The organism is Spiroplasma ixodetis (assembly GCF_040369795.1).
Lineage (GTDB): Bacteria > Bacillota_I > Bacilli_A > Mycoplasmatales > VBWQ01 > Spiroplasma_E > Spiroplasma_E ixodetis_B.
This window is the reverse complement of sequence record NZ_AP028956.1, coordinates 71,773-84,051: the sequence shown is the minus strand read 5'-3', so window position 1 is coordinate 84,051 and position 12,279 is coordinate 71,773. Positions and strand designations below refer to the sequence as shown.

The 12,279-nt window shown below is 22.8% G+C and carries 15 protein-coding genes and 2 pseudogenes; 5 read left to right on the top strand and 12 right to left on the bottom strand.

Annotated elements, in window-relative coordinates; genetic code table 4:
- Nucleotides 1–200: 200 nt before the first annotated feature.
- The 3 genes and pseudogenes from ABWV63_RS11100 to ABWV63_RS11090 all read right to left on the bottom strand — a co-directional run.
- Nucleotides 201–683: pseudogene (locus tag ABWV63_RS11100) on the bottom strand (IS3 family transposase); the annotation flags it as partial.
- Nucleotides 684–1,191: 508 nt separating this feature from the next.
- On the bottom strand, nt 1,192–1,599 hold the full coding sequence (locus ABWV63_RS11095; protein WP_353306693.1) for a transposase family protein: 408 nt from the start codon (nt 1,597–1,599) through the stop codon (nt 1,192–1,194).
- 23 nt (nt 1,600–1,622) lie between these two features.
- Entirely contained in the window at nt 1,623–1,838 is a 216-nt protein-coding gene (locus tag ABWV63_RS11090) for a hypothetical protein (protein WP_353307117.1), read from the bottom strand.
- Between the two features lie 297 nt (nt 1,839–2,135).
- Here ABWV63_RS11090 and ABWV63_RS11085 point away from each other — a divergent pair, with 297 nt between their 5' ends.
- Complete coding sequence (locus tag ABWV63_RS11085; protein ID WP_353307303.1) at nt 2,136–3,269, top strand: IS256 family transposase; 1,134 nt, start codon at nt 2,136–2,138, stop codon at nt 3,267–3,269.
- A gap of 109 nt (nt 3,270–3,378) precedes the next feature.
- On the top strand, nt 3,379–3,894 hold the full coding sequence (locus ABWV63_RS11080) for an IS630 family transposase (protein ID WP_353307302.1): 516 nt from the start codon (nt 3,379–3,381) through the stop codon (nt 3,892–3,894).
- Here ABWV63_RS11080 and ABWV63_RS11075 read toward each other — a convergent pair.
- Nucleotides 3,891–5,129 (bottom strand): annotated as a pseudogene (locus ABWV63_RS11075) (IS256 family transposase). The gene ABWV63_RS11080 and the pseudogene ABWV63_RS11075 overlap by 4 nt on opposite strands.
- A gap of 181 nt (nt 5,130–5,310) precedes the next feature.
- Here ABWV63_RS11075 and ABWV63_RS11070 point away from each other — a divergent pair.
- The 3 genes from ABWV63_RS11070 (at nt 5,311) to ABWV63_RS11060 (ending at nt 6,039) form a co-directional block, all read left to right on the top strand.
- Nucleotides 5,311–5,463 carry an IS3 family transposase gene (locus ABWV63_RS11070; protein ID WP_353307301.1) on the top strand — a complete coding sequence of 51 codons (153 nt, stop codon included), beginning with the start codon at nt 5,311–5,313 and terminating at the stop codon, nt 5,461–5,463.
- 111 nt (nt 5,464–5,574) lie between these two features.
- Nucleotides 5,575–5,760: a DDE-type integrase/transposase/recombinase gene (locus tag ABWV63_RS11065; RefSeq protein WP_353307300.1), complete on the top strand. Its 186-nt coding sequence runs from the start codon at nt 5,575–5,577 to the stop codon at nt 5,758–5,760.
- Between the two features lie 15 nt (nt 5,761–5,775).
- The gene (locus ABWV63_RS11060) at nt 5,776–6,039 is read left to right on the top strand and encodes an IS3 family transposase (protein WP_353307353.1); all 264 of its coding nucleotides are present in this window, start codon (nt 5,776–5,778) and stop codon (nt 6,037–6,039) included.
- 220 nt (nt 6,040–6,259) lie between these two features.
- Here ABWV63_RS11060 and ABWV63_RS11055 read toward each other — a convergent pair whose 3' ends face one another.
- The 8 genes from ABWV63_RS11055 to ABWV63_RS11020 all read right to left on the bottom strand — a co-directional run bounded on the left by ABWV63_RS11055 (nt 6,260) and on the right by ABWV63_RS11020 (nt 12,061).
- Entirely contained in the window at nt 6,260–6,400 is a 141-nt protein-coding gene (locus tag ABWV63_RS11055) for a hypothetical protein (protein ID WP_353307299.1), read from the bottom strand.
- The gene (locus ABWV63_RS11050; protein ID WP_353307298.1) at nt 6,393–6,707 is read right to left on the bottom strand and encodes an HU family DNA-binding protein; all 315 of its coding nucleotides are present in this window, start codon (nt 6,705–6,707) and stop codon (nt 6,393–6,395) included. The genes ABWV63_RS11055 and ABWV63_RS11050 overlap by 8 nt, the downstream gene beginning before the upstream one ends.
- 41 nt (nt 6,708–6,748) lie before the next feature.
- Nucleotides 6,749–7,264 carry a hypothetical protein gene (locus ABWV63_RS11045; RefSeq protein ID WP_353307297.1) on the bottom strand — a complete coding sequence of 172 codons (516 nt, stop codon included), beginning with the start codon at nt 7,262–7,264 and terminating at the stop codon, nt 6,749–6,751.
- A 16-nt stretch (nt 7,265–7,280) separates the two neighbouring features.
- Complete coding sequence (locus ABWV63_RS11040; protein ID WP_353307296.1) at nt 7,281–8,012, bottom strand: rod shape-determining protein; 732 nt, start codon at nt 8,010–8,012, stop codon at nt 7,281–7,283.
- A gap of 210 nt (nt 8,013–8,222) precedes the next feature.
- Nucleotides 8,223–8,609 (bottom strand): hypothetical protein, encoded by a 387-nt coding sequence (locus ABWV63_RS11035; RefSeq protein ID WP_353307295.1) that lies wholly within the window; start codon nt 8,607–8,609, stop codon nt 8,223–8,225.
- A 173-nt stretch (nt 8,610–8,782) separates the two neighbouring features.
- Nucleotides 8,783–9,448 carry a C-terminal helicase domain-containing protein gene (locus ABWV63_RS11030; protein ID WP_353307294.1) on the bottom strand — a complete coding sequence of 222 codons (666 nt, stop codon included), beginning with the start codon at nt 9,446–9,448 and terminating at the stop codon, nt 8,783–8,785.
- Nucleotides 9,427–11,403 carry an SNF2-related protein gene (locus tag ABWV63_RS11025; protein WP_353307293.1) on the bottom strand — a complete coding sequence of 659 codons (1,977 nt, stop codon included), beginning with the start codon at nt 11,401–11,403 and terminating at the stop codon, nt 9,427–9,429. The genes ABWV63_RS11030 and ABWV63_RS11025 overlap by 22 nt, the downstream gene beginning before the upstream one ends.
- Nucleotides 11,404–11,407: 4 nt before the next feature.
- Nucleotides 11,408–12,061, bottom strand: coding sequence for an SWIM zinc finger family protein (locus tag ABWV63_RS11020; protein WP_353307292.1), 654 nt, complete (start codon nt 12,059–12,061; stop codon nt 11,408–11,410).
- Nucleotides 12,062–12,279: the final 218 nt, after the last annotated feature.

Genomic DNA, 12,279 nt, shown 5'->3' with positions numbered 1-12,279 from the left:
TTTTCAAACTGAACAGCAATGTCTTGCATATATAGCAAATTTGAAAGAAAACAAATGTATTAGGTGTTTTAGTTTTAATTTGAATACTTCTGATTTAAAAAAAATGAGATGTTTGAAATGTAATCAAACATTTAGCATTCTCACAGGCACCATTTTTTCAAGGTCACAAACTGGATGGGTTACTGGAATGGCAACCTTTTTTAGGACTGTTTTTTGGTAGACATTTGTGCTTGGTGTTTTATGGGGATTAAGTAGTTTAGAGTGCTGTGGATTCTTATGTTGTTGTATCAATTGATATAATCAAATAATTCTAATTTTAATTGGGTTAATGATGTAAAATTTTTATCATTAATAAATTCTGTTTTGAAAGTTTTGAAAGTTGCTTCAGCAACAGCGTTATCACAAGGACAACCTTTTTTGCTTAAAGAGTGGGTAATATTGAAGGCTAATAAAAGTTTATCAATATTTTTATTATTAAATTCATTACCGCGATCGCTATGAAATATTTGAATATTTTTTAAACAAAGATTTGAGCACATAAATGTTTGATATACTAATGATGCATCTTTTTTAGTACCTACACTATGTCCAATAATTTCGCGATTGTACAGGTCGATTAATAAGCAAATATAGTTTCATTTACCATTAACTTGAACATAAGTCAAATCACTAACAATAGCTTCATTTTTAAGCATATTATTAAAGTCTCTATTAACGAGATTAGTAATTTGACTATCATTCACTTTATTATGATAATTTATTGTATTTTGATATTAAATTATGGTAATGTTTAGTAATCTGTGTAACTTACAAAAATAACTATGTTTAATTAATTCTAGTAAATAAAATTAAATAAATAGAAAGAGTGAGTTACTTATGTCTAAAAAACAAAATATTAATAATAATGATCCAATATCAAAAGCAGTAGATTTATTACTAGAAAATACTGAAGATTTAACAACAGTTTTTAAATAGGGAGGTTTATATAAAAGACATATTCCGTAAATAAATTTAATCAATTGTCAATAATAATATTTATAAATTTTTTAGTGTTAATAATTATAGAAGTTAATATTTTTAAAAAAATACTTTAAAAATAAATTTATATTTCAAACACAAAAATTGTTAATATTATTTTTATATTAACTTGATAAAAATTTAAATTTTTAAAAAAATATTAAAAATATTTTTTTATTTTAATGGTTTTGTTTTATTAAAAATTTCACAAAGTAAGTTAAATCTTAAGTACATAAGTCTAAATATACTTTTTCTACATTTATTTATTAAAATTTTGAATCTTTTTAATCAAGCAAAAACATGTTCAACTTTAATTCTAATTTTTGAAATAATTTTATTGTAGATTTTTTCTTGTTTAGTTAATTTTTTATTTTTAGTTTTTTTAATTGGTAATATAGTATTTTTATAAATATTTTGTATTCCTTGATATCCCAAATCACCAATAATTATTGTTTTTTCTGAAAATTCAAGATTTGAATTTTTTAATATTTGAAAATCATGTACTTTTCCATTATCAGCAAAAATATCAACAATTTTTTTATTAAAAAAGTCATATATAATTTTAAATTTTATAGAAAACATTCAACTTTTACCAGAAAAATATTCTAACTGTAGTTTTTTTTAGTTGGTCTTTCAATTTCAATTTCAGTTGAATCAATTAAATAAAATTGAAATTCATTTAAATCTTCTTGTTTTTTCTCAATTTTTGATTTATATTTTGTTTTTAAAAAATGATAATCTTTGTCATCACTAAGTTTATTTTCTACTCAAGTAATATTTCGAAAACAACTTGATGCACTCATTTTATATTTAATACTCATTTGGAAAAAGTATAATATTATTTTCAGTATACTAAAGTCATCATCAATCTTTCTTCAACTGAAAGTTTATATTTTCTACCTTTAGTTTTTTTTAAATTTTCTATTTCAATTAATTTTGTTAACATTTCATCAAAATGAAAACGTTTTATACCAAAATATCTATAAAATTGTTAATTTTTTAATTTTTTTAAATTTTCAAAATTCATTTTTATCAACACCTTATTAATTTATTAATAAAGAAATTATAAAATAAATTTTAAATTATTAATTGACTTTTAAAAAATTTATTTACGGAATATGTCTAAAGAATTAACAAAAAGATTAGTTGAAAAAATGTTGAATTCTGAAATGCAAAATTATTTAGGATATGAAAAAAATCAACATAATACTAGTGAAAATGCTCGCAATGGTATAAATTCAAAAAAATTAATAACCCAACAAGGTAAAATTGAGATTAATGTACCACGAGATCGTAATAGTAATTTTGAACCAGTAATAGTTGCAAAAAGACAAAGAAGATTTGATGGTTTTGATCAACAAGTTCTTTCATTATATGCCAAAGGCATGACTTTATCAGATATTAGAATGCAGTTACAAGAGCTATATCATGGCGCTGATATTAGTGAAAGTGTTATTAGTCAAATTACTGATGATGTTATTGATGATGTTAAAGTATGACAAAATCGGCCATTAGAAAGTGTTTATCCGATTGTTTATTTTGATTGTATAGTAGTTAAAGTACGACAAGATAAACGAATTATTAACAAATCAGTTTATATAGCACTAGGAGTTGATTTAGAAGGTAAAAAAGATGTTTTAGGTTTATGAATTAGTGAAAATGAAGGTTCTAAGTTTCGATTATCTAATTCCACAGAAATGAAAAATCGAGGCTTAAATGATATTCTTATTGCTTGTAGTGACAATTTAACAGGAATGTCAGAAGCAATACAATCAGTTTATCCTAAAACCGAACATCAATTATGCATAGTTCATCAAATTAGAAATAGTTTAAAATTTGTTTCATACAAACATAGAAAATCACTAGTTACAGATTTAAAACCAATTTATAGTGCATGTAGCGAAGAACAAGCAATGCAAGCTTTAGAATCTTTTGAAAGTAAATGAAATAAACAATATCCTCAAATTGCTAAATCATGATATAAAAATTGAGATAATTTAATGGTTTTTATTAGTTATCATGCAGAAATCAAAAGAGTTATTTATACAACAAATGCTATTGAATCTGTTAATATTCAATTACGAAAAGTTATTAGAAATAAAAAAGTTTTTCCAAATGATATGGCAGTTTTTAAAATATTTTACTTAGTAATTGAAAATATAACAAAAAAATGAACAATGCCCATTCAAAATTGAAATACAGCAATTGCTCATTTTATGATAAAATTTGAAGATAGAATTAATCTAAACTAGTAACTTTGTAAAAAGATACACAGATTTTTAAAAATCCTCGAATTAAAAAAATTATTTAGCGCAAAATAAAGATGTTACAGTTCAAAAAGTAATTGAAAAATTTGGTGATATGACTAAAGAAACAGTTTATAACTATTTCAAAAAACTAAATTATACATATAAAAAAACTTTTCTATATGAACAAAGAGATAAAAATAAAAAAGAAGATTTTTTAAAAGAAATAGCTAAAATAAGGAATGAAGATTTAGTATATATTGATGAATATGGAATTGATGATAATGAATTTTATAAATATGGTTGATCTGAAAAAGGTAAAAGATTATTTAATAATAAACCCGCATATAAAATAAAAATAATGAGTATAATTGGTTCACTAAATAAAGGTAAATTAAAAGCCCTATGAGCATTTGAAGGAAATTTCAACAGGAAAATTTTTGAATCATATGTAAAAAATATACTAATTCCAGTATTAAAGCGTGGACAAATTATAGTTTTAGATAATGCAACGTTTCATAAATCTAAATTAACACAACAATTAATTGAAAATGCTGGATGCAAACTATTATTTCTTCCACCATATTTGAGGCTTTTTAAAAATCTGTGTATCTTTTTACAAAGTTACTAGTTTAGATTAATTCTATCTTCAAATTTTATCATAAAATGAGCAATTGCTGTATTTCAATTTTGAATGGGCATTGTTCATTTTTTTGTTATATTTTCAATTGCTAAGTAAAATATTTTAAAAACTGCCATATCATTTGGAAAAACTTTTTTATTTCTAACAACTTTTCGTAATTGAATATTAACAGATTCAATAGCATTTGTTGTATAAATCACTCTTTTGATTTCTGCATGATAACTAATAAAAACCATTAAATTATCTCAATTTTTATATCATGATTTAGCAATTTGAGGATATTGTTTATTTCATTTACTTTCAAAAGATTCTAAATCTTGCATTGCTTGTTCTTCACTACATGCACTATAAATTGGTTTTAAATCTGTAACTAGTGATTTTCTATGTTTGTATGAAACATATTTTAAACTATTTCTAATTTGATTAACTATGCATAATTGATGTTCGGTTTTAGGATAAACTGATTGTATTGCTTCTGACATTCCTGTTAAATTGTCACTACAAGCAATAAGAATATCATTTAAGCATCGATTTTTCATTTCTGTGAAATTAGATAATCGAAACTTAGAACCTTCATTTTCGCTAATTCATAAACCTAAAATATCTTTTTTACCTTCTAAATCAACTCCTAGTGCTATATAAACTGATTTGTTAATAATGAGTTTATCTTGTCGTGCTTTAACTACTATAAAATCAAAATAAACAATCGGATAAACACTTTATAATGGCCGATTTTGTCATGCTTTAACATCATCAATAACATCATCAGTAATTTGACTAATAACACTTTCACTAACATCAGCACCATGATATAACTATTGTAACCGCATTCTAATATCTGATAAAGTCATGCCTTTGGCATATAATGAAAGAACTTGTTGATCAAAACCATCAAATCTTCTTTGTCTTTTCGCAACTATTACTGGCTCAAAATTACTATTACGATCTCGTGGTACATTAATCTCAATTTTACCTTGTTGGGTTATTAATTTTTTTGAGCTTATACCATTACGAGCATTATCACTAGTATTATGTTGATTTTTTTCATATCCTAAATAATTTTGCAGTTCAGAATTAAACATTTTTTCAACTAATCTTTTTGTTAATTCTTTATATAAACCTCCCTCTTTAAAAACTGTTGTTAAATCTTCAGTATTTTCTAGTAATAAATCTACTACTTTTGATATTGGAACATTATTATTAATATTTTGTTTTTTAGACATAAGTAACTCACTCTTTCTAGTTATTTAATTTTATTTACTAGAATTAATTAAACATAGTTATTTTTGTAAGTTACACAGATTACTAAACATTACCAATTCGTACAATGTGTCGTTTTTTAAAAATCTCTAAATCAACATATTATTTTAATTTCAAGAAAAAGAAGATAAAATTCAAAATAATATGTATGATGAAGCTGTTATTAGTGCTTTTAAAGAAAATAAAGAAGCTTATGGAACAAGAAGATTAAAAGTTGTTCTAAAAGAAAAGAAAATTAATTTATCAAGACGAAAAATTAAAAAAATTATGAATAAACATAATTTAATATCAAAATAAACTAAATTATCTTACAAAAATTATCATAATAAAGTCAATGATATTCAAATTACTAATCTTGTTAATAGAGACTTTAATAATAGGCTTAAAAATGAAGCTATTGTTAGTGATTTGACTTATGTTCAAGTTAATGGTAAATGAAACTATATTTGCTTATTAATCGACCTGTACAATCGCGAAATTATTGGACATAGTGTAGGTACTAAAAAAGATGCATCATTAGTATATCAAACATTTATGTGCTCAAATCGTTGTTTAAAAAATATTCAAATATTTCATAGCGATCGCGGTAATTAATTTAATAATAAAAATATTGATAAACTTTTATTAGCCTTCAATATTACCGGCTCTTTAAGAAAAAAAGGTTGTCCTTATGATAACGCTGTTGCTGAAGCAACTTTCAAAACTTTCAAAACAGAATTTATTAATGATAAAAATTTTACATCATTAATCCAATTAAAATTAGAATTATTTGATTATATCAATTGATACAACAACATAAGAATCCACAACACTCTAAACTACTTAACCCCCATAAAACACCAAGCACAAATGTCTACCAAAAAACAGTCCTAAAAAAGGTTGCCATTCCAGAGTAGTTTTATTTTTTCTTGTATAATTTTTAATGAAAATATTTAACTTAAATAAGTGTTAAATATAAAACAACTTTAAAAAATTAATTTAAAATTTAAATATAAACACAAATTCCAAATAACCTTTAAAATTTTTAGTTCCAAATTTTTATTTAGGAACTTTTTTATTTTTTAATATGAATCTTTATATTGCTAAATCTTGTTTATTTATCTTTTGGTTTCTTTTCAAAATCTTCAGCATCTTTTTGTAATCCTAAAATTGGACAAAGTAGAGGATAATTTTCTTTACAATAATCACAATGTCATTTTTTCTTTTTGAAAATTGATTTAAGTTTTTTAAACATTTGACTTTATCTCATTTTCTTTATCAATTATTGCTGATTTAATAATTTGTTTATAGATAGATTTTGGTTGAAATTTTGGTGAGTAATGTTCATTCATTTGTAAAGTCTGACCAGTTTTAGGGTTTCTAACAGTTCTTGCATTCTTTTTAACAATCATGAATTTTCCAAGATTTGAAATATCAACAAATTCGCCAATTGAATTTTTAGCAATAATTATTTCCGAAAGTTTATCAATGCAGTTTTCAACATCTTTTTGATTTAGATTAATTTCATTACTTATTGCTTTTACTAATTCTTTTTTATTCATATTATCCCTCCAAAAATTTTAATTTTAATATTTTTTTCTTATTATTCTTCTTTTTTAAGAATTTCGCTGGTAGGATTTTGTTCGGATATTATTTGTTTATAAATTGTATCACGATATTTTACACAACCATCAATAACATTATCTAAAGGGTTTTGAGAAATACGTACTTCAAAGATATCTCCTTCATATTTTTTACGAATTGGTTTTATATCGGATTTATTAGATTTAACTTCAATGAAATATTCTTTAGATAATTCTTCTTTAATAAATTCATCTATTTTTTTAATGTAAGTCCCGCCGCCACAAATTGTGATTCCTTTACTTTTTTTCTTTAAATCACTAATACTACCAGCAGCTTTTTCTCCGGCAGTTCTTAATACTGTACGAATAGTTGGAATAACATGTTCTCTAAATTCAACTTTCATAACATTTTCTCGAATTTCTTCGGGTGTAATTTCAATAGTTTTAGAAATTGGCATTGTTTCTCCGGGTTGAGAGTCTAATCTAGGTAATGAGATCCCTGAAATAGTATACGGTTTTTCATTTTGATATTTCATAAGTGAGCCAACATTTTTAAGAACATCTTCAGCTTATTTTGTTCCAATTCTTATAGCATGTTTTTTTGGCAATATAGTCTTTAATTTTTTGTGTTAAAAAATATCCAGCACAATGTGTTGTATATGAATATAAAATTGAATCATTATTAATGACAGCAATATCGGTACTTACTCCCCCAATATCAATACACATAATTGCTATTCCAAAAATATCTTGTCCCGAACCTAAAGTTGCCATTTTAACTTCTTCTTGTACAAAACCACGAAGAGCTCCTAATTGATGAACAACATTTTCTAGAACTTCTCTTTGTATTGTATTTATTTCACTTGGTGTAGCCATCAACACAATTAAGTCACGATTTTTATCTATTTTTTCTAATTCTTTAGAATTTTTTATAGTATTATTATCAATTTGTTTTGAATTTTTAATTTCAAGTCTGAAATCTTGAAAAATTTTAGAAAGAATACGTTTTAAAGCATCAGGATCAGCAATATTACCATCACGAACTGGACGTTTAATAATAACATTTTCATCGCTTTTATCAATCAATGCTTTTGCTTCTTCACCATAAATAATTATATTTTTTTCATAATCTTCAGCTAAATATGTTGGTGCATCATACCTAAGACCAGTATTAATATATCTAGCCTTAAAATTTTCAGTTCCAATATCTAAAGCCAATCACTGATAATCATTTATAGATTTAAGTTTATTAATTTTCTTAATTTCTTTTATTTTTTTAAACATTTTTTCTCCTTTCTTAAAAAAAATTAAATACTAGTTTTTTTCTTATTATAATTTTACAATATTTACGAAATAAGTTCTTTGTATACTTTTTTATTAATGAATTTTATCATATAAAAATATTTAACAAATAAATATATCCATGATTACGAGTTTTTGATTTATAATTTTTGAATAACTCAATCTTATTTTTAAGTTGTTGATTTTCTTTCTCTAGTTTTTTATTTTTCGGTTTAAATTAATTTCATATCCAAGATTTTCTTTTATTTCCATTTCTTGAATTTTAGTAAATAAAGTACTACTTTTATCTAATTGTATGGGATTATTAAATTTATCTTTTCAAATATTACCAATTTCATTAAATTTAATTGTTTTGTAATAAATTGGTCTTATATATTGAATTTGATTATTAATTTTTATTTTAAAATAATCATGACTACTAGGTTCAGTAGTCATTAACTGAACTTTTACATGACCAGGATAAGATTTAATAACTATTGCTGGACAATACTTTTTCTTACCAGTTTGGTTATCAATATCATTAGAAATTTTCACACGAATTCCCATTCCTTTTTGTAATTTTCATCATTTAAATTGCATATTATTCCACTTTCAAATTTGACATTTTTATAAAATGATTATATAATTAATTTTTTTAGTACAGATAATGCTGTGCAAGGGGGAGTAAGCCCTCGAGTTCCCAACCTTAGCTGTTTGGTTTTTATATAATTTTAATAATTTTAATAATTTTAAATGTTTCATATTTATTAAATTTAAATAGGTGTTAATAAATTCATTAATTCTGTTTCTGTTAAATTAGTAATTAATTGTGTATCATTATTACCATCAAATACTGAATTAATAATGTCTAATTTTTTATTTTGAATAGTAATGATTTTTTCTTCAATTGTTCCTTTAGTAATTAATTTTATTACTTGAACAACCTTTTTCTGTCCAATACGATGAGCACGGTCTGTTGCTTGATTTTCAATGGAAGGATTTCATCAAGGATCAAAATGAATAACAACATCTGCTGATGTTAAATTTAAACCAACTCCACCAGCTTTTAAAGAAATTAAAAAAACACTAATATTGCTATTATTATTAAATTCTTCAACCAATAATACTCGTGATTTAGAATCCGTTTTACCATCTAAATATAAATAATTAATTTTTAATTTTTTTAAAATTGGTATTATTTTCTTTAATATTTTAGTAAATTGAGAAAAAATTAAAATTTTATGTTTAAAAGAAATAAGTTCTTCTAAAATATCATGTAAAATATTAAGTTTAGCACTTTCTTGTTCATAATTGTTATCAATAATGCTGGGATCACAGAAAATTTGTCGCAAGCGCATTAATGCAGTAAGAAATTGAATTTTGTTTTTATTAAAATTTTTATTATTAATAGAATCTTCTAATTCCTTACGTGCTGCCATAGCATGAGCGGCATAGATTTTTTTTGACGAGAAGTCATTTCAACAATAACTTTATTTTCTATTTTGTTAGGTAATTCAGTAATAACTTCATTTTTTAAACGACGTAAAATAAATGGTTTTGTTTTTTTAATTAATTGCGTTAATAATAATTTATCTTGTTTACGAGCGATAGGTACTTCATATTGTTTTTGAAATTTATGGTGTGAAAGCAATAACCGTGGTAGTGCAAAATCAAAAATTGATCATAATTCGGTTAAGTTATTTTCAATGGGTGTTCCAGTTAAAGCAAATTTAATTGTAGAATTAATACCTTTTGTTACTTTAGCATTTAATGAAGTAGGGTTTTTAATATGTTGAGCTTCATCAATAAAACAATGTGAAAATGATAAACTATCATATTCAATAAAATCACGACGTAATAACGGATATGAAGTAATTAATATTTGGTAATTTTTATAATTTTTCAAAATTTCTTTACGTATTTGTTTAGTTCCATCAACGATAATTTTTTTTAATTGTGGGGCAAACTTTTTAAATTCATTTTTTCAATTATAAATAATCGAAGCAGGAGCGATAATAAGGATTGGCTCCATATGTGAATTTAACTCATATTCTTTAACAATATAACTAATGGTTTGTAAAGTCTTCCCAAGACCCATTTCATCAGCTAAAATACCACCAAAACCGAATAATGCTAATGTTTTTAATCATTTATGTCCTTTAATTTGATAATCACGAAGAACAGCATTTAATGAAGATGAAACAGTAATATCATTATCATTAAAATTTGTAATTTTTGTAATTAACTCAGTAAAGTATAAATTCTTATTAAAAGATACATCTTTAAAATTAGAAAGTTCTTCATTCAAAAAAGGGGCATGATATTTATGAATTAAAAATTTACCAGTTGCAAAATTTTCTAATGGTATATCAAATTTATCTGATAATTTAACGAATTTTATTAATGTTTTATTTTGTAAATCAACAATATTGCCATTTTCTAAACGGTGATATTTTTTTTCATTTTTTATTGAAATAAAAATTGATTTAAGTTCATCTTGTGTAATGTTTTCTAAAATAAAATTAAATTCTAAAAGTTGTTTATTTTCATTAATACTAATATTTGAACTATTAATTTTTGTTTTTATTAATCGCACATTTTGAAAATTTTCAGTATAATAAATAATTGATTGCTGTTCTATTACAGATAAAAGGTTAGATACCAATTTAATAATTGATTCTAAATCATTTAATACCAATTTATCACCAATTTTTTCAAAAGGTAGTGTAGAAAAAAGATATAAATAATTTTTCTCTTTTATGTAATCCCGAAGAACAATTTTATTTGGATTACTGCTACTATCATTAATATCAAAAATAATATCATCATATTTGAAAACAGATTTTAAAATAACATATTCTCCATCAAAATCAAAATAACTTTCAATAATTAGTTTAGTATTAATAATATTATTAGTAATTATTGGATCAATAACATTATTATTATGTTTTAATAACGGTGAAATTATATATTGTATAACATCTTGTTTATCATTTTCATCAAATATTATTTGATTTTGAGAATTCATAGTTTGCAAAATTTTACAATTATTTTTTTGATTATTTGTTAAAAATAAAACTTTTTTATTTTCTAAAATACTTTGTAATTTTGAGTTTAAAAATAAAGGTTTTTCTTTTTGATTACTAATAATTATCTGGTTATTAACTAAACTAATATTTAATTTTGATTCATAGTTTTCTTCAGTAATTAAAATGTCATTATATATTGTTCCTAAATATATTAAGTCTATTGTTTCGCCTTTTAAAGAAAATAAAAGGTGAAACAATAGAACTGGTAATAACCTAAATTTACTATTATTATCCTCAAAATTATAAAAATTAATAATGTTACTATTAGGTAATTTCATATTAAATATTTCAAATTCATCATACAAAAAATTAACAATTTTTTTGTAAATTAATAGATAATTTTTGTTCTTGTTTATTTAATGAAAAGCCATATTTTTTAAAAAATTTTTTTTGTTCAAAAATAGTAGGGCTAGTATCACTAATCAATTTAATAAATTCAAAAATATTTTTAACTTCAAATAATTGATTAATACCAACTTTAAGTTTTAATTTTGCTAATGACATATTTTCAATAATAATTCTAATATTACATTTTACTATAGGAATCATTGAATTTTCGTTTTGTTTTTCTTGGTTTTTAAAAAAAGAAATTAAATTTTTGTGTTCATTTTCTAAACCTGATCAAATTAAAAATTGATTTGATGATTTATGATAACAATAAATTAACGAAGCGATGATGTGTTTACAAGTTGCATTATTAATTTGAAAATACATGCAATCACAATATTTGTTAGTAAAATTAATATCACCATCATAAAAGTCAAAATATAAATTTACTTCGTATTCTTCCTGACTTTGTGAAGATAATACTTCACATTCAATTATTAATGATTGATTTTTTGCATTATTATTTATCTTTTTATTTATTAGTTTAATACTGTTATTTTTATACATAATTAAACCACGATTAAAAATAGAGTTTGAAACTTGTGCTTTAATAAATTCAAGATTAAATTTTGACATTATGTTTTCCTTTAAATTAATATTTTTTAAATTATCTTTTAACATTTTTTTAAATTTTGTTACTACATTATCAAATAATTTTTGATAACACTTTCCACTTAAATATATAAATTTATATATTGAAGTTTTAATTGCTACTTAACTATCTTATTGAAATGAAGATACATTATTATTTTATATAATTTCTTTAATAAGTTCTTCATATGCTTGTTTTTGAC